Annotated in this window: 16 protein-coding genes; 11 read left to right on the top strand and 5 right to left on the bottom strand. The window is 60.4% G+C overall.

What is annotated here, in order from left to right:
- The first annotated feature begins 18 nt into the window (after positions 1-18).
- Positions 19-1,155, top strand: coding sequence for a DUF2336 domain-containing protein (locus ACQZ6F_RS18015; protein ID WP_449093177.1), 1,137 nt, complete (start codon positions 19-21; stop codon positions 1,153-1,155).
- 31 nt (positions 1,156-1,186) lie between these two features.
- On the top strand, positions 1,187-1,651 hold the full coding sequence (locus tag ACQZ6F_RS18010; protein WP_449093178.1) for a GNAT family N-acetyltransferase: 465 nt from the start codon (positions 1,187-1,189) through the stop codon (positions 1,649-1,651).
- Here the strand turns inward: ACQZ6F_RS18010 and ACQZ6F_RS18005 are convergent.
- The 3 genes from ACQZ6F_RS18005 to parE all read right to left on the bottom strand — a co-directional run bounded on the left by ACQZ6F_RS18005 (position 1,623) and on the right by parE (position 6,325).
- Positions 1,623-2,837: an AI-2E family transporter gene (locus ACQZ6F_RS18005; protein WP_449093179.1), complete on the bottom strand. Its 1,215-nt coding sequence runs from the start codon at positions 2,835-2,837 to the stop codon at positions 1,623-1,625. The genes ACQZ6F_RS18010 and ACQZ6F_RS18005 overlap by 29 nt on opposite strands.
- Positions 2,838-2,978: 141 nt before the next feature.
- On the bottom strand, positions 2,979-4,112 hold the full coding sequence (locus ACQZ6F_RS18000) for an esterase-like activity of phytase family protein (protein WP_449093180.1): 1,134 nt from the start codon (positions 4,110-4,112) through the stop codon (positions 2,979-2,981).
- Positions 4,113-4,261: 149 nt separating this feature from the next.
- Positions 4,262-6,325 carry a DNA topoisomerase IV subunit B gene (gene parE / locus ACQZ6F_RS17995; protein WP_449093181.1) on the bottom strand — a complete coding sequence of 688 codons (2,064 nt, stop codon included), beginning with the start codon at positions 6,323-6,325 and terminating at the stop codon, positions 4,262-4,264.
- A gap of 206 nt (positions 6,326-6,531) precedes the next feature.
- Between parE and ACQZ6F_RS17990 the strand changes: the two genes are divergently transcribed.
- From ACQZ6F_RS17990 to ACQZ6F_RS17975, 4 genes are all read left to right on the top strand, one after another.
- Positions 6,532-7,428 (top strand): dienelactone hydrolase family protein, encoded by an 897-nt coding sequence (locus tag ACQZ6F_RS17990; protein ID WP_449093182.1) that lies wholly within the window; start codon positions 6,532-6,534, stop codon positions 7,426-7,428.
- Between the two features lie 139 nt (positions 7,429-7,567).
- A complete protein-coding gene (gene tpiA / locus ACQZ6F_RS17985; RefSeq protein WP_449093183.1) occupies positions 7,568-8,338 on the top strand; it encodes a triose-phosphate isomerase in 771 nt (256 codons plus the stop codon).
- Between the two features lie 113 nt (positions 8,339-8,451).
- Positions 8,452-8,982: a preprotein translocase subunit SecG gene (gene secG / locus ACQZ6F_RS17980; protein WP_077471081.1), complete on the top strand. Its 531-nt coding sequence runs from the start codon at positions 8,452-8,454 to the stop codon at positions 8,980-8,982.
- 143 nt (positions 8,983-9,125) lie between these two features.
- Positions 9,126-10,754 (top strand): CTP synthase, encoded by a 1,629-nt coding sequence (locus ACQZ6F_RS17975; protein WP_449093184.1) that lies wholly within the window; start codon positions 9,126-9,128, stop codon positions 10,752-10,754.
- On the opposite strand, the gene ftrA is transcribed toward ACQZ6F_RS17975, so the two are convergent.
- Complete coding sequence (ftrA, locus tag ACQZ6F_RS17970) at positions 10,717-11,754, bottom strand: transcriptional regulator FtrA (protein ID WP_449093185.1); 1,038 nt, start codon at positions 11,752-11,754, stop codon at positions 10,717-10,719. The genes ACQZ6F_RS17975 and ftrA overlap by 38 nt on opposite strands.
- A 65-nt stretch (positions 11,755-11,819) precedes the next feature.
- Here ftrA and ACQZ6F_RS17965 point away from each other — a divergent pair, with 65 nt between their 5' ends.
- The 4 genes from ACQZ6F_RS17965 to ACQZ6F_RS17950 all read left to right on the top strand — a co-directional run bounded on the left by ACQZ6F_RS17965 (position 11,820) and on the right by ACQZ6F_RS17950 (position 15,896).
- Positions 11,820-12,212: a rhodanese-like domain-containing protein gene (locus ACQZ6F_RS17965; RefSeq protein ID WP_068387929.1), complete on the top strand. Its 393-nt coding sequence runs from the start codon at positions 11,820-11,822 to the stop codon at positions 12,210-12,212.
- A 143-nt stretch (positions 12,213-12,355) separates the two neighbouring features.
- On the top strand, positions 12,356-13,405 hold the full coding sequence (locus tag ACQZ6F_RS17960; protein WP_449093186.1) for a HoxN/HupN/NixA family nickel/cobalt transporter: 1,050 nt from the start codon (positions 12,356-12,358) through the stop codon (positions 13,403-13,405).
- Positions 13,406-13,490: 85 nt separating this feature from the next.
- Positions 13,491-14,024: a FecR domain-containing protein gene (locus tag ACQZ6F_RS17955; protein ID WP_449093689.1), complete on the top strand. Its 534-nt coding sequence runs from the start codon at positions 13,491-13,493 to the stop codon at positions 14,022-14,024.
- A 12-nt stretch (positions 14,025-14,036) separates the two neighbouring features.
- Complete coding sequence (locus ACQZ6F_RS17950) at positions 14,037-15,896, top strand: CHASE2 domain-containing protein (RefSeq protein WP_449093187.1); 1,860 nt, start codon at positions 14,037-14,039, stop codon at positions 15,894-15,896.
- Between the two features lie 27 nt (positions 15,897-15,923).
- Here ACQZ6F_RS17950 and ACQZ6F_RS17945 read toward each other — a convergent pair whose 3' ends face one another.
- Entirely contained in the window at positions 15,924-16,523 is a 600-nt protein-coding gene (locus tag ACQZ6F_RS17945) for a LysE family translocator (protein ID WP_077471087.1), read from the bottom strand.
- Positions 16,524-16,621: 98 nt separating this feature from the next.
- On the opposite strand from ACQZ6F_RS17945, the gene ACQZ6F_RS17940 reads away from it, so the two are divergent.
- Positions 16,622-17,497, top strand: coding sequence for a LysR family transcriptional regulator (locus tag ACQZ6F_RS17940; protein WP_449093188.1), 876 nt, complete (start codon positions 16,622-16,624; stop codon positions 17,495-17,497).
- Positions 17,498-17,510 lie beyond the last annotated feature (13 nt).

Below are 17,510 nucleotides of genomic sequence, written 5' to 3'. Positions count from 1 at the left end.
CCGATATCGAGGCGTAACGTGATCATAGAAGCATTCCTTCGCTGGGCCGAGACCGCAAAGGCAGACAACAGAGCCAGGGCAGCCAATGCCCTCGGCCGCGCCTATCTGCAATCGGACATGCCGAAGGAAGAGCGCGTGGCCGCCGAAATGGCGATGACCTACTTGCTCGATGATCCGTCACCGCGCGTACGACTGGCGCTGGCCGAAGCCGTCGCCCGCTCATCCGATGCTCCGCGCAACGTCATCTTGTCTCTTGCCGAGGATCAGCCCGAAATCGCCGGGCAGATCATCTTGTTTTCTCCGGTATTCACCGATGCCGATCTGGTCGATCTCGTGCTGCATGGCAGCGATGTGACGCGGATTTTGATCGCGTCGCGCGGGCAGGTGCCTCGGATGGCTTGTGCGGCCCTTGCGGAGATCGGCGGAGAGACCGAAATCCTCTGCCTTCTCGAGAATGACGGAGCATTGCTTTCGCAGGCTTCGCTGAAGCGTATCGCAGAGCGGCTAGGCGATTGTGCCGACATACGCGGCCTGCTTCTGTCCCGCGATGGCCTGTCGTCCGACATCCGGCACCTGTTGATGCGCCGGGTCGGCGAGGCGCTATCGGAATCGAGCCTCATCCAAACGGTTATCGGCGCCGGCAGGTTGCAGCAAGTGACCCGCGAAGCCAGCGAATCGGCGACCGTTGCCATCGCCGGATCTGCGCAACACGAACAGCTGCCGGACCTGGTCGAACATTTGAGGCAGAGCGGCTGGTTGACGCCTGCCTTCCTGATGCATGCACTCTGCTCCGGCAAGGTCGATTTCTTCGCCTGCGCCATCACCAATCTTTCCGGTTGCGACGAACGACGCACCCGCTCGATCATCTCCAGAGGCCGAGCTCATGCCATCCGTGCGCTTTATGAGAGCGCCGGACTATCCCGGGACATCAGCACCGTATTCGTGGAAGCAACGCTCACCTGGCGTGATGCGTCACGGGCGAATGGCGGAGCCATGCTCGAGAATGTCTCGTCTCTCCTAATGCGTAAATTCCGCCTGACGGAACAGCCGGCTGCGGCCACGCAGCTGCTCGACATGGTGGAGAAACTTGCGAATGCCGAGCGGCGACAGGCCGCCCGAGGCTTCGCCGCACTGGCGACCCTCGCCGCCGCGTGATATCCAGCGACAGTCTTCACCGAGGTGTATCTTGCCGCTGTCTATCGCTGTTGAATCTCCCCGCCAGGATGGCGTTATCCGCCTTCTCAACATGTCGGATGCCTATGCGGAATCGCTTTATCCGGCCGAGAGCAACCACATGCTCGACCTTGCTTCGCTGGAAAAGCCTGAGGTGACGTTCTGGGTTGCGAGAATCAACGATGATATCGTCGGGTGCTGCGGGCTGGTGGAAGCAGGCGACGGCACCGCGGAAATCAAACGCATGTTCGTGGATCCCACTGCCAGAGGGCTTAGCGTTGCGCGCAAGCTGATGGAGACGCTCGAAACAACCGCATCCGAAAAGCGACTTGAAGCCATCCGCCTGGAAACCGGCATATATCAGCCGGAAGCGATCGCCCTCTACAAAAGGTTCGGTTATGTGGAGATTGCCGCCTTCGGCAGCTACCAGCCAGACCCGCTCAGCCTTTTCATGGAGAAGAGGCTGGCTCTGACCTAGGGACGCGATCAGCGTTCGGAACTGTGGGGCCGCGCAATTGCAGCTCCGGCTCTTGCGCATGCTGCTCTTCCGTCAATTCCGCCTCGCGAATCCATTCGCGCCAGATGGCGACGATGATTGCCATCAAGACCGGGCCGATGAAGAGACCGAGGAAGCCCATGGTCTTTACGCCGCCGACGAGACCGAAGAACGTCGGCAAAAAGGGCAGCTTGATCGGGCCGCCAACAAGCTTCGGGCGAAGCGTCTTGTCGACGATGAAGAGCTCGACCGTGCCCCAAATAAACAAGGCAATACCCGCCCAAAGCGAGCCGCTGGCGACGAGGTAAATCGAGACAAGCGACATGGACAGCGGCGCGCCACCCGGGACGAGGGCCATCACGCCCGTGAGAACGCCAAGTGTGATCGCAGATGGTGCACCGGCGATCCAATAGGCCACACCGAGCACAATGCCTTCACCGATGGCGATCAGTGTCATGCCCATGACGGTGGAGCTGATGGTGGCCGGCACGACGCGGGAAATCCGTTCCCAGCGGTTCGGAAGGATGCGTTCGCCAAGGAGATCGACCTGGCGCACGAATGTCGAGCCGTCACGATAGATAAAGAATAGGGCGATCAGCATGAACAGCAGGGTCAGGACGACATGAAACGCGTTGCCGCCTGCCGCCAGGACTGCCCTGTAGATGTTGCCGATATGCGCGCCGCTGACCAGTTGCGCCAGCTCGCCGATCGAGCCCGGGCTGCCGACATATTGCGTCCATTGTTCGCCAAGCCATGGGCCGACGACAGGCAAGGCCAGGATCCATTCTGGCGTTGGCGCGCCTTCCCGGTTGACATGAACGGCCCAGCCGAACCATTCGCGCACTTCGCCGGCCATGTAGATGGCCGACAGCACGATCGGCAGGACGAGAAACGTCACGATGAAGACAAGGGCGATGGTGGCCGCGAGCGTCGTATTGCCGCCGGTGCGGCGCAGCAGCTCGCTATAAAGCGGCCAAGTGGCGAAACCGATCACCGCTGCGGCTAAAACCGGAACAAGAAAGCCGTAGAAGAAATAGGCGCCGGCAATGGCAATCAGAATTAGCAGCCAACGCGCAGCGGAGATGGATGGAATAAGCGGCATGCGCGCATGCGCACTAGACCCCAGCCAACGGTGCTCCTTCGGCTTCTGACGTTCAAATACACCCACCGGACTTACTTTGCCCCTCTTCAACTAGATCCACCCGGTTATGGGGTACGATCTAGGCTCTTTCAAGAGCAACGCCCTGAAAGCCTCTTTATTCCGATGCCGTGACAATAACACGACTGACGTAAAGATAATAACAAGGCGTCAGGAGGGGCGGCGGATCACCTTGAATGCGAAAAACTGGGTCTTTTGCATCGGATTGAAGTTGTTGTCGGCGACAAGGATCAATACATCCGTGCCGTCCTTGGCCTTGCCGAACGCAATGCCTTCGATGTTGTCAGGGGCAAGGCCGAGAGCCCGCAGATCCATGATCTGGGCCTTGCGCACCGGCACGATACGCTGATCCGTCTTCGCCAGGGAAGGGATGTTCGATACGTCGGTTGCGCCGTCCAGATCAAACATATTGATCACGATAGTATTGCCGATGCCCTGCGCGTAGCCGCGTTCGATCGCGAGCAGGTGGCGGTCGTCAAGTCCGAGGATCTCCGACAGGCCGGAATCGTTCCAGCCGCTTGCGGTGGGCGGTGCCTGCGGGATTGGCGAGATCGGATAGACATATTGCGCCTTCTGCTCTCCGGTCGCGACGTCATAGCGGATGAGACGGGCCAGCGCGCCGCCGGTGAGCGTGGCGATCTGTCCATCCTGATAGAGCGCCGATTCCGTGCCGACGATCAGATCTCCACTGGAGAGAAAAGCCAGGCCTTCGAAGGCGAGATTGTCACGGATGCCAGTGCTCTTGTCGGCGGTGGGCGCGAATCCATCCGGCAATGAAAATTCGCGCATGAAGCTGCCGTCTCGGTTGGCGATGCGAACGAAGGGCGGCAACAACGCCTTGCCGTCGCCTTCACTGCTCCAATAGATGCCATCCCTGCCCAAACGAATGGATTCCGCATCCACCTTTTTCGTCGCGAAAGGCTGGCCGTCTTTATCCTGCAGCGTGACATGATCGAGAACAACTACGCCTTTCAGGCCGTCGCCGCTGACGTCGATATCCAGGTGGTAGAAGCGGGCCGGCGCCTTTTCGGAGCGGTCGTCGCTGATGGAAATATAGCGGCCGGTGGCCGGATCAAATTCGATGCCCGAGAGGCCCCCGACTTCGACGCCATTTTCGGTGAAGCCTGTCGGAATATCATAGCTGCCGAGATAGGAGAGGCTGATGCCGGCGTTGCAGTCGCCAAAGGGGCAGGGCACCTCGATGGTTGTGCCGATGTCTGCAGCGTGAACGGGAAGGCCGAACAGCAAGGCAGCGGCAAGAGCCGACAAAATGGGCTTCAACATGGCGATATGGTCAATCCGAGCGGTTAAATGGCGACATTCAAGCTAATGCCGCCATCTATGCATCCGTCCATGACGCGCTCGTAACGAATATCCGACAATCCGATAAAATATCGGGGATAGTGCCGGGCAACGGCAACCCGTTGCGGTTGTCAGATATCCAGATCCTCGGCGAAGGCCGCACGCTCCTGAATAAAGCGGAAGCGGGCATCGGCCTTTGTGCCCATGAGATTGTCGACTGCATCGCGCGTGCCCTCGAAATCGACCTCGTCGATCTCGACGCGCAACAAGGTCCGCTTGGACGGATCCATCGTCGTTTCCTTGAGCTGCGCGGGAAGCATTTCGCCCAAGCCTTTGAATCGGCTGATCTCGAGCTTGCCTTTGCCCTTAAACTCCGTCTCCATCAGCTCCAGCCGATGCGCGTCGTCGCGAGCATAAATCGATTTCGACCCCTGCGTGATCTTGTAGAGCGGCGGAACGGCCAGGAAAAGATGGCCACCGCGGACCAGCTCCGGCATTTCCTGATAAAAGAATGTAATCAGCAGCGAGGCGATGTGAGCACCGTCGACGTCGGCATCGGTCATGACGACGATGCGCTGATAGCGAAGGTCTTCTTCCCGGTATTTCGAGCGCGTGCCGCAGCCCAGCGCCTGGATCAGATCGGCGATCTGCTGGTTGGCCGAAAGCTTTTCGCGGCCGGCGCTGGCGACGTTGAGGATCTTGCCGCGCAGCGGCAGGATCGCCTGATTCATGCGATTGCGCGCCTGCTTGGCAGAGCCACCGGCCGAGTCACCCTCGACTAGGAAGAGTTCGGCGCCGGCGGCGGAGTTCTGCGAGCAGTCCGCGAGCTTGCCGGGCAGGCGCAGCTTGCGCACGGCGGTCTTGCGGTTGACTTCCTTTTCCTTGCGGCGGCGCATGCGCTCCTCAGAGCGCTCGATCACCCATTCCAACAGCTTTTCGGCTTCGGTCGGATTATCGGTAAGATAGTGGTCGAAGGGATCGCGCAGAGCGTTTTCGACGATGCGCTGCGCCTCGACTGTCGCGAGCCTGTCCTTGGTCTGGCCGACGAATTCCGGTTCGCGGATAAAGATCGAGAGCATGCCGACGCCCGATATCATCACGTCTTCCGTGCTGATATTGGCGGCGCGCTTGTTCTGCGTCAGCTCGGCGTAGCTCTTCAAACCCTTGGTGAGCGCGATGCGGAACCCGGCCTCATGGGTGCCGCCTTCAGGTGTCGGGATGGTGTTGCAATAGGAATGGATCTGCGGATCGCCGCCGTACCAGGTGATCGCCCATTCCAGCGAACCGTGGCCGCTATCCTTCTCCGTCTTGCCGGCGAAAATCTCCCGGGTAACGGTGAACTCGTTGCCCATCGTCGCCTTGAGATAATCTTTCAAGCCGCCAGGGAAATGGAAGACGGCTTTCTCAGGAACATCGGAACCCTCCGGCGCCAGTTCCGGATCGCAGCTCCAGCGAATCTCGACGCCGCCGAACAGGTAGGCCTTGGAGCGCGCCATGCGGAAGACACGGGCCGGCTCGAAGCGGGCATGATCGCCAAAGATCTGCGGATCGGGATGGAAGCGGACCCGGGTGCCGCGGCGATTATGGACATCGCCCAGTTCTTCAAGGCCGCCGACCGGCACGCCGCGCGAAAAGCGCTGGCGATAGAGCTTGCGATTGCGGGCGACCTCGACTTCCAGATCATCCGACAGCGCGTTGACGACGGAGACGCCGACGCCGTGCAGACCGCCCGAGGTCTCGTAAGCCTTGCCATCGAACTTGCCGCCGGCATGCAGCTTGGTCATGATCACTTCGAGCGTCGATTTGCCCGGTACCTGCGGATGGTTTTCCACCGGGATGCCGCGACCGTTGTCGGTGACGGTCAGATAGCCCTGCCGGTCGAGATAGACCTCGATGAAATTGGCATGGCCGGCAACGGCTTCGTCCATCGAATTGTCGATGACTTCGGCAAAGAGATGGTGCAGCGCCTTTTCATCCGTGCCGCCGATATACATGCCCGGACGCATGCGGACCGGCTCAAGCCCCTCAAGAACGCGGATCGAGCTCGCGCCATATTCTTCGGCTGAAGATGTCGTCGGCGCCGCGCGCTGCGGCGTCGCTGCCACAGGCTTTTCAACTTTCAGGGCGGGCTTTTCCGTGACCTCCGGCTTAGGGGCGCTAGGCAGTCCGGAGAAGAGATCGTTGCTGTTATCCATAGAATTTCAAGCTGCTCAGATTTGTTCTGGTGGGGCCAGACCCCTTTTATTATCGCATTTGCGGCCGCTATTCGCGAATCACCGTGATTCTGCCAGAAACGGCACACAAGAGCGATGGCGCCCCACGACGGGGCAGATTTATAAAGAGATTTGCGTTGCCGGGTGACGAATGGCAAGCCCGATGGCCGATCGGAGGAAGTGTCCGCATGCGAATGTCCACAGCTCATTTGCCTATCCTGGCCGCGATATCAAGCTTTCTGCTGCTTGCGGCCGCTTCCAGCGCCGATGCGGAGATGTTGAAGCCCTTCAAGGACGAGCTCTTTTCCAGCCAGACCGTCCTCGAGAGTCATGACAACGGCGCGTTCCAGACGATCGATTATCAGGAGATGCGGGATATCAACGGCCGTGACCAGATCCCGGAAAAGCGCGTCAAGCCGGCCTATGTCGACACGGGCGTCCGCTGGAAGGCGCAGGAAGACGAGACCCTGCAGCTCGGCGATCGCAAGATCGATGTCACGCGGATAGGGCCGGCATCGAAGCAGGCCTTCACCGTCATTTTCATCCACGGTCGTGGTGGCGACCGCCGGCTCGGCTCCAACGACTATACGTTCGGCGGCAACTTCAACCGGCTGAAAAACCTCGCCTACGCAAACGGCGGCACCTACTATGCGCCGAGCGTCAAGAGCTTCGACAGCAACGGCGTCGCCGATATCGCGGCGCTGATCCGCCATTCCTCCGAGCAATCCGGCGGCAAGCCCGTCATTCTGACTTGTGCCTCGATGGGCAGCTTCATCTGCTGGGGCATCACCCGCGATGCTGAAAGCGTCAAACGCCTGAAAGGGATGGCAATTCTGAGCGGCGTCACCGATCCGGATTTTACGAAGAGCGCCTTCTACAAGGCCAAGCTGCCGCTTTGGTTTACGCATGGCAGCAAGGACCCGGTCTATGCGGCAACCGACCAGCAAGCCCTGTTCGAGAAGCTCTACAAGGCGCATTACCCGACGCGGTTCACGCTTTTCGAAACCGGAAATCATGGAACGCCAGTGCGGATGACCGATTGGCGCAGGGTGCTCAACTGGATCGCTGATCCACAAGCCTCCTGAAACATATCAGCCAATTCGACTTATTTTCCGGATAAGCATCTTTCAAACGATTTGAACCGGTTTCGACCCCTTTCCATAACTTTCCTTTCCTCCACAGTTTTGTTAGTCCGGCAGATGGATCAAGGGGGAGAAGTTCGGAATGACGAAGACTGTACGGCCGCTTCTGGCCGGAAACTGGAAGATGAACGGCACGCGGGCGAGCCTGGATCAGATCAAGGCGATCGCGGACGGCGTCAAGACGCCGCTATCGGAGAAAATCGATACGCTGCTTTGCCCTCCGGCCACCTTGCTCTATGTCGCGACGGCGCTCTGCGACGACAGCCCGCTGGCGATAGGCGCCCAGGATTGCCACCAGCAGGTCAGCGGCGCACATACCGGCGATATCTCGGCCGAGATGGTTGCGGATTGCTTCGGCACCCATGTGATCGTCGGCCATTCGGAGCGTCGCCGGAACCACGCGGAAAGCGACATGCTGGTGCGTGCCAAGGCGCATGCAGCCCATGAAGCGGGCTTGACGGCCATCATCTGCCTTGGCGAAACCGCCTATGAGCGCAACAGCGGCCAGACCCTGGATGTGCTGAAGCGCGAACTGGCCGGCTCCGTTCCGGACGACTCGACGGCAGAATCGACCGTCATCGCCTACGAGCCTGTATGGGCGATCGGCACCGGTCAGGTTCCGACCCGCGAAAATGTCGAGGAGGCCCATGGCTTCATCCGTTCCGAGCTTGTCGAGCGCTTCGGCAAGCAAGGCGCCAAAATGAGAATCCTCTACGGCGGATCGGTCAGCGGCGCTAATGCGCGGGACCTTCTCGATGTTCCCAACGTCAATGGTTTGCTTGTCGGAGGTCAAAGCTTGAAAGCGGTCGATTTCCTCGCCATTTATGCCGCATTCGAACGGCAGTTCGCCTAAAGACCGGCTTGTCCGGAATTCCGGCCTCAAAAGGGCTTGGAATAGGCGAGAGCCTCATGTAAAGAGCCGCGAGCTTTTCTTTTTGATGCCCGCATGCGGGCAGGACTGGACCTATGCAAACCGTACTGCTTGTCATCTATCTCATGATCGTTGTCGCCCTCATCGGCGTGGTGCTGATTCAGCGCTCCGAAGGCGGTGGCCTCGGCATCGGTGGCGGATCGGGCTTCATGTCCGCGCGTGGTACGGCCAATGCGCTGACGCGCACCACGGCCATCCTGGCGGCGCTGTTCTTCGTACTGGCGCTTGGCATGAATGTTCTGTCGCGCTTCGAATCACGCCCGACCGACATTCTGAACCGTATCCCGAGCACGGCGGGCCAGGGTAACGGCATTCTCGACTCGCTCGGCGGCCAGAAGGGTGCTGCTCCGGCGACGACTCAGCCGAAGCCAGCCGACAATAGCGGCGTTCCGAACAGCGGTGCCGTCGCTCCGCAGTCGCAGGCGACGCCGCCCGCAACGACGAACCAGCCGGCAGCTGCAACGGCCACGCAGCCGGCTCCGGCCGCTACCGGTCAGCAGACCGCGCCGGCGGCTACGACACCTGCGCCAGCCCAGAGCGGCGGCGAAGTCCCGACCGGCAAGTAAGCCAGGTCGGCCAAGATCATCCCCGGCAGGTCCTTGGATCTGCCGGTTTTGTTTTGTCGATATTCCGTCTTCTGTGTCCAAAATTCCGGAAACGAATTTTAGGGCTAGCGGAATCATTTGTTAAAAGGTATCCGGTGACTCCCATGGCGCGATATGTATTCATCACAGGCGGCGTGGTTTCTTCCCTCGGAAAAGGAATTGCGGCTGCGGCTCTCGGAGCGTTGTTGCAGGCTCGTGGTTATCGAGTCCGCCTTCGCAAACTCGACCCCTATCTGAACGTGGATCCGGGCACGATGAGCCCGACCCAGCACGGCGAGGTCTTCGTCACCGACGACGGTGCGGAAACCGACCTCGATCTCGGCCATTACGAGCGCTTTACCGGCCGCTCGGCCACCAAGACCGACAACATCACCACCGGTCGCATCTACAAGAACATTATCGACAAGGAACGCCGCGGCGACTATCTGGGCGCCACCGTTCAGGTCATTCCGCACGTTACGAACGAGATCAAGGATTTCGTCATCGAAGGCAATGACGACTATGATTTCGTCATCTGCGAGATCGGCGGCACGGTTGGCGACATCGAAGCCATGCCGTTCATGGAAGCGATCCGCCAGCTCGGCAACGACCTGCCGCGCGGCACCGCGATCTACGTCCACCTGACGCTGATGCCTTATATTCCGGCTGCCGGCGAGCTGAAGACCAAGCCGACACAGCATTCGGTCAAGGAACTGCAGGCACTCGGTATTCATCCCGATATCCTGCTCGTGCGCGCGGATCGCGAGATCCCCGAAGCAGAGCGTCGTAAGCTCTCGCTGTTCTGCAACGTCCGTCAGTCGGCCGTCATCCAGGCACTCGACGTCGCAAACATCTATGACGTGCCGATGGCCTACCACAAGGAAGGGCTCGACAACGAGGTTCTGGCCGCCTTCGGCATCGAGCCGGCGCCGAAGCCGCGTCTCGATCAGTGGGAAGAAGTCTGCAATCGCATCCGTACGCCGGAAGGCGAGGTGACCATTGCCATCGTCGGCAAGTACACCGGCCTCAAGGACGCCTATAAGTCGCTGATCGAAGCGCTGCATCACGGCGGCATCGCCAATCGCGTCAAGGTCAATCTCGAATGGATCGAATCCGAGGTCTTCGAAAAGGAAGATCCGGCGCCCTATCTCGAGAAGGTTCACGGCATTCTCGTGCCCGGCGGTTTCGGCGAGCGCGGTTCGGAAGGCAAGATCCTTGCGGCCCGTTTCGCACGCGAGCGCAAGGTGCCGTATTTCGGCATCTGCTTCGGCATGCAGATGGCTGTCATCGAAGCGGCCCGCAACCTGGCCGGCGTCGAACATGCCTCATCGACGGAATTCGGACCGACCAAGGAGCCTGTCGTTGGCCTGATGACCGAATGGCTGAAGGGCAACGAGCTGCAGAAGCGCACCGCAGCTGGCGACCTCGGCGGCACCATGCGCCTCGGCGCCTACAAGGCAGCTCTCAAGAAGGGCACGAAGATTTCGGAGATCTATGGCTCGACCGATATCTCCGAGCGCCATCGCCACCGCTATGAAGTCAATGTAGACTACAAGGACAAGCTTGAAGACTGCGGTCTCATCTTCTCCGGCATGTCACCGGACGGCATCCTGCCGGAGACGGTCGAATATCCGGATCATCCCTGGTTTATCGGCGTCCAGTATCACCCGGAACTGAAGTCTCGGCCGCTGGAGCCGCATCCGCTGTTCTCCAGCTTCATCGAAGCTGCGACGGAGCAGAGCCGCTTGGTCTAAGGCCGGAAAATCGCTTGCGGTAGTCGCTCGGGCTGACCGCAAGCTTTTCCCTGAAATGATGACGCATGGTGGCGAGCGACCCGAACCCGCTCGCCACGGCCACGTCATCGAGCGAAATGGCCGCCTGCCTTTCCAAAAGGTCGCGAGCGCGCCTTAATCTCTCGCCCAGCAGCCATTCCCCCGGAGACATGCCTGTGGTCGCTTCGAAGCGACGCTGGAAGGTTCGCGTGCTCATGCCGGCTCGCGTCGCGAGCGCTAATATCGGCTGCTCCTCCTGCAGACGTTCGCGCATCCATTCGAGCAATGGCCCCAATCGAGCGCCCTCGCGCTGCCTGAGAACAGGTGTCTCGATATATTGGGCCTGACCGCCCTCTCGATGTGGGGGCACCACAAGCCGACGGGCGACGCTGTTGGCGGCATCAGGTCCGAAATCCCGGCGCACGACATGCAGGCAGAGATCGATGGCCGCGGCACTTCCTGCCGCCGTCAGCACGCTGTCTTCATCGACATAGAGAACATCGGCATCGACTGAAATATCCGGATAGCGCGCGGCTATGGAATCCACATAGCGCCAATGCGTCGTTGCCTTTCGGCCAGCGAGCAATCCTGCGGCAGCAAGCACCGCTACGCCCGAGCATAAAGACATGATGCGCACGCCACGGCGACTGGCCGCCTGCAACTCGGCAATTAGCGGGGAGGGGACAGGTGTCCCAATCCCGCGCCATCCGGGCACGATAATCAGATCGGCATCGGCAATCACTTCCAATCCGTGATCGACCTGCACCGTGAGGCCGCCGGCAGCCCGCAACGGACCATCCTCGATCGCGCAGGCGGAGAATCGATACCAGTCGTCCCCCATCTCAGGCCGCGAGAGGCCGAAGATTTCATGGGCGACGCCGAATTCGAACGTGCATAGCCCGTCATAGACGAGCGTGACGACATGCGGACCGAGAAGATTTGGACTGTGAGAGTTTGGCATGATTTTGACGCTATATGGCATTTCGGCCAATTTCAACTGTCGAACCGCTCGGGCATGAATGCAGCGAACCAAAGAAGGAGCGTTCCATGTCCCTAGTCAGTGAAATCCCTGCCGCAGATCCGCAGCTCGTTGCCGAACATTATGCCCGCAGGCTCGCCTTCGAGACCGATTGTTCCGATGTGCAGCAGGCCATGACATCAGGCAACGCGGATTTCGTCCTCATCGATGTTCGCGGTCCAGCCCTGTTTCAGGAGCAGCATATTCCCGGCGCGATCAATCTGCCGCATGGCAAGATGACGGCGCGAAAGATGGCGGAATGGCCTGAGGATACACTGTTCGTGGTCTATTGCGCCGGTCCGCATTGCAACGGCACCGACAGGGCCGCCTTGCGGCTCGGCACGCTCGGCAAACGCGTGAAGGTGATGATCGGCGGCATTACCGGCTGGGCAGACGAGGGCCATCCCTTCGAAAGAGGATGATGCAACAACAATGCAAGCCTGGCTCATGCCGGGCTTGCCCAAATTTGCAACACTGCGAAAAACTTCGGCATCTACGTCATTTGACTGTCGCGTCCTCACCGTTTCCGTGGCACCGTACGAGTAAGCATAACGGGAACAAAAGTATGATCCTCAATCCATTTGACGATGGCGTCGAGCGGCCGAAAGCCAAGATCGCCTTCACTTTTGCACTTTTGATTATTTTCAACATTGTTGCCTGGATCTGGGCCTGGGTCGCCTTCTCGGACAGGCCGTCGCTGCTCGGCATTGCGTTTCTGGCCTATATGTTCGGCCTTCGTCACGCCTTCGACGCCGACCATATCGCCGCCATCGACAATGTCGTGCGCAAGCTCATCCAGGAAAAGAAGCAGCCCTATGCTGTCGGCTTCTTCTTCTCCCTCGGTCACTCCTCGATCGTCCTCATCGCCTCGATCCTGATTGCCGCGACGGCCGCCGCGATGCAGAGCCAACTCGATTCGTTTCATGATGTCGGCGGTGTCATCGGCACCACCGTATCGGCGGTCTTCCTGCTTCTGATCGGTATTGCCAATCTCTTCGTGCTCAAGGGCGTCTGGTCGGCCTTCAAGCGTGCGCGGAGAGGCGAGAGGATCGCCGATGAGGATCTGGATACGCTGCTTGCCGGTGGTGGCCTCCTGGCGCGCATCTTCCGGCCGATGTTCAAGGTCGTGACCCGCTCATGGCACATGTATCCGATCGGCTTCCTCTTTGGCCTCGGTTTCGACACCGCAACCGAGATCGGGCTTCTCGGCATTTCCGCCGCCCAGGCCGCGCAGGGCATGTCCTTCTGGACCATCCTGGTTTTCCCCGCACTCTTCACCGCCGGCATGTCGCTGATGGATACGCTCGACAGCACGCTGATGACCGGCGCCTATGGCTGGGCCTTCGTCAAGCCGATCCGCAAGCTCTGGTACAATATGACGATCACCGCCGCTTCCGTCGTCGTCGCCATCTTCATCGGCGGCATAGAGGCGCTCGGGCTTATTTCGGACAAGCTCGGTCTCGAAGGCGGATTCTGGCGCTTCATCGGCGAACTCAACGACAATCTCGCCAATTTCGGCTTCGCTGTCGTCGGTATTTTCCTGTTGAGCTGGCTGATTTCAACGGTGCTTTATAAGGCGCGGGGCTACGACAACTTGCAGATCAACCATCCCTGACGCATCATCACCGCCAAGTATCTGGAATGCCGTGACTGGACATCCTCGTCTTCGGCCCCAGTTATAGGTGATGAGGGCCAAAATGATGATTCAAATGAGTAATTTTCTCGGCGCGGCGCTGGCAACGGGCCTTCTATGCCTCGTCGGCGCCGGCACGGCTTCTGCCGAATCCACCGGGAACTGCTCGCTTCAACCGACTGTCAGCACCGAACGCCAGACGTTAAATTGCCAGCCGGGGCTCAGCATTACCATCGAGCGCGGCGCACATTACCGTCTCGCGGACCGCAATCATGATGGGCAGGTGGATGCGCTGGTGCTCAGCGGCAAAGCAGCCTTGGTCGATGTCGACAGCAGTCGCGTCAAAGGCGGATTCGAGGTGGTGACGCCGCAGGCAATCGCCGCCGTTCGTGGCACGCGGTGGGCGGTCGATGTGAAGGCCGGCAAGACATCCGTACTCGTCCTGCGCGGCCGTGTCGCGGTCAACAAAGTATCAACCGGGCAGGGCGTCACGCTCGGCCAGGGACAGGGCATCGATGCCGACAAGGGCCGCTCGCCGTTGCGTGTCATACCCTGGGCACCGCAGCGCATCAGCGCATTGATGACCCGTCTCGGCCAGTGAGATCCTGAGCCGATGCGCAGACCGCCGCTGCAGACGCTGATAGCGCTTGTCCTGACTGCTGTCTGGGGCCTTGGCCTCGGCATTATGAACCTGCATGGCGATATCCCGTTTGTCGACGGCGCCGAGGCGACCCTGACGAATCTGAGGGATACGATCGGCGGCAGCCGCCAGCCGCCCGACATCGTCACCATCGTCGCTATCGACGACGAGACGTCGCGTGTGGCCGGACATTACCCGCTTCCCCGCAACACACTTGCCAAGGTGGTCGACGCCATCGCGGCACTGGGACCAAAGGCTATCGCGCTCGACATGCTCCTGGTCGATCCCGGAGATGAGGCCGGCGATGCGGCGCTGGAGCAATCGCTGAAGCGGACCAATGCCGTCCTGGCCGCCGCCGGCATTTTTCCTGAAAGCCGCCAGCGCGTTACCGATGACAGCAAGGAGCCTCTCGCCCGCGTGCCGAGCGCACTGCAATTTCTGGAGCCAGAGGAGAGATTCGCGGGTGCCGCAAGCACCGGCGTCGTCAACGTACAGACCGACAAGACGGGGACGCCGCGATTCGTGCCGATGCTGTTTCGTAGCGGCGAACGCATCGAGCCGTCGTTTTCGATGCGTGTCGTTTCAGCGGCCACCGGCGAACAGCCGGTGGTCATCTCGGACCGCATAAAGATTGGTGGCCACTCCGTTTATACCGATACCGGCTATCTGATGCCGCTTTCGTTTTATGGGCCGCGCGGCACGATCCGCACCCTCAGCGCCAGTGCTGCGCTCAGCGGTCAACTGCCGGAGGCGGCAATCAAGGACCATATCGTCGTCATCGGTGCGACAGTGACCGGCGGCGGCGATGTCTTTCCGACGCCTTTCGATCCGGTATTGCCTGGTGTCGAAGTCATCTCCACCTCGATCACACATCTGATCGCAAGAGACGGGCTCATCCGGGACCACGGCATCCGCTATATCGATCTTTATTTCGCTTTGGGCATGCCTCTCATCATCGTCGGCCTGCTGGCCTGGCGGCGCAACACCATCGGCTTGATCATGGCGCTTTGCGCCATCATCGCCTGGCTGGGGATCAATATCAGTGCTTTCAAATACGGTTTCTGGTTGAGCGCTGCCCTGCCGATTGCCGCGACTTTACCGCCGGCGCTGCTTTTCGGCGCAGCCCAGATCTGGCTCGGCCGCAGGCAGGCGGGGCGCCTCGCGGCGCAGAGCGAGCGGCTGCAGCGCATCCAGGCACCGGGCCTCGCCGAACATCTGGCCCGCGACCCCGCCTTCCTTGCAGAACCCGTGCACCAGGAAGCGGCTGTGGTCTTCATCGACATCAATGGCTTTACCGGCCTCAGTGAAACCATCGGCCCGACGGCCGTGCGGGAATTGTTGAACGGCTTCTTCCATCTTGTCGACGAGGAGGTGACGGCCAGCGGCGGTGCAATTACCAGCTTCATGGGTGATGGCGCGATGATCCTCTTCGGTCTACCGCAACCGAAGCGAACCGATCCGGCCAATGCGGCGCGCTGCTGCATTCGCCTTGCCGGTCGGATGAGGGGTTGGCTCGCAACGCTGCCCGAAGAGACGGCTTCCCGCATCGGCTTCAAGATCGGCGCGCATTTCGGCACCATCGTCGCCTCCAGGCTCGGCGATGGCGGGAGGCAGCAGATCACCGCGACAGGCGACACCGTCAATGTGGCAAGCCGCCTGATGGAAGTGGCTGCCAGCAACGGCGCGGAGATCGCCATCAGCGACGACCTCCTGCTTTCCGCCGGCAGCGATAGTGCTCCCTACATCGAAGGCAGGCTCGACGGCCCGATCGACACGAGCTTGCGCGGCCGCGCCGGGTCGCTGACCGTGTGGCTCTGGCACAGCCGGGTGTGATTGCAAACGATCTCGCCATTTCTGGCTTCAGCCGCGCCACATCGGGATAATGGATATCACCAGCAGGCAAGCGAGCGAGACATTGAGGACGCGCCATTGCCACGGCGCATTCAGTAGGCGGGCGAGCAACTGCCCCAGAGCACACCACAATGCCAGAGAGATGGCTGCCATCAGACAGAAGGTGGAGGCTAGCAGCATCGCGAGCATCAGCGGGCCACTTGCCAGCATGGCAAAGGAGGCGGCGGCACCCATCGTCATCGCCCAGCCCTTGGGATTGTGCCACAGCATCCAGATGCCAGCGACAAAGCCTGTCGGCTTCGCCATCTGATCGGCGTTATGCGGTTGACCGCTCTTGCCGATCCGTATCGCCAGCCAGACCAGATAGAGCGAGCCAAGCGTCTTCATGGCGATCTGCAATATCGGGAAAGCCAACAAGACACCGCCAAGTCCGGCGGCGGCCGCGCCGGCCATGGAGCCGAGGCCGAAGGCGAAACCTGCCATGACGGGGATCGACCGACGAAAGCCGAAATGGGCGCCGGAAGCGGTCGCAAGCGTTGTCGCGCCGCCCGGCGTGATGGTCGAGACGAGTGCGAACAGAATCAGCGGCAACAGGGATTCAATGGTCATTTCGGCCTTTCTCCAATTCTGGAGAAGGGATAGGCACGCAACGCCCATCATGAAATCGAATATTGAAGGACATAAGCATTAGCATCTATAATGCTCAGATGACCCGAAACTTCGATATCGCGCTCATCAGAACCTTCACTGCTGCTGCCGACCAAGGCAGCATGACCGTCGCGGCCAATATGCTGCACATGACGCAAGGCGCCGTCAGTCAGCAGATCAAGAGGCTGGAGGAGATGCTGGGATCCACCTTGTTTGAGCGGGACAAGCGCGGCTTGCGGCTGACGGACGCCGGCGAGCGGCTGCTCGGAAATGCCCGCCGATTGCTGACGCTGAACGACGACATCTGGGCTGACATGACCGAGCGGACGGTTCAGGGAAGTGTGCGGCTCGGCGTTCCCTATGATCTTGTGGGTGCGACGCTGGCACCGGTGCTGAAATCCTATGCCGAGCGCTACCCGCAGGTGGAGATTTCTCTGGTTTGCGCCTCATCGCCGGAGCTGCTGGAGGAATTGGAGAAGGGCGCTATCGACCTCTGCGTGGTCGAAGAACCGTTCGGTTCGTCTCAAGGCGAGTGTCTGGCTGTCGAGCGGCTGGTCTGGGTCGGGGCGAAAGGCGGAAACGCCTATCGCAAGATGCCGCTACCGATCTCGATGGTGGCCGATACCTGTGCTTTCCGCTCGTCCGTATTTTCGGCATTGAGCAATGGCGGTCGGCGCTGGCGCACCGTGTTCGAGAACGGCAATATCGAAGCCACCACCGCGACCGTGCGCACCGATCTGGCGGTTACCGCTTGGCTGGCGTCTACTGTCCCTGCCGATCTCGACATTCTCTCGAGTGAAGAAGGGTTGCCGGAGCTGCCGGTTTTCGCGATCAATCTACATTTGCCCAAGGGGAATGCAACGCCGCCGGCACAGGAGCTCGCCCGCCATATCCGCGAGGGATTGGTGCGGCCGCGCCAATCCGCGGCCGCTTGAGCATCGATCACCC

This window comes from Rhizobium sp. A22-96, assembly GCF_053521805.1.
This window is presented reverse-complemented; position numbering and strand designations above follow the sequence as displayed.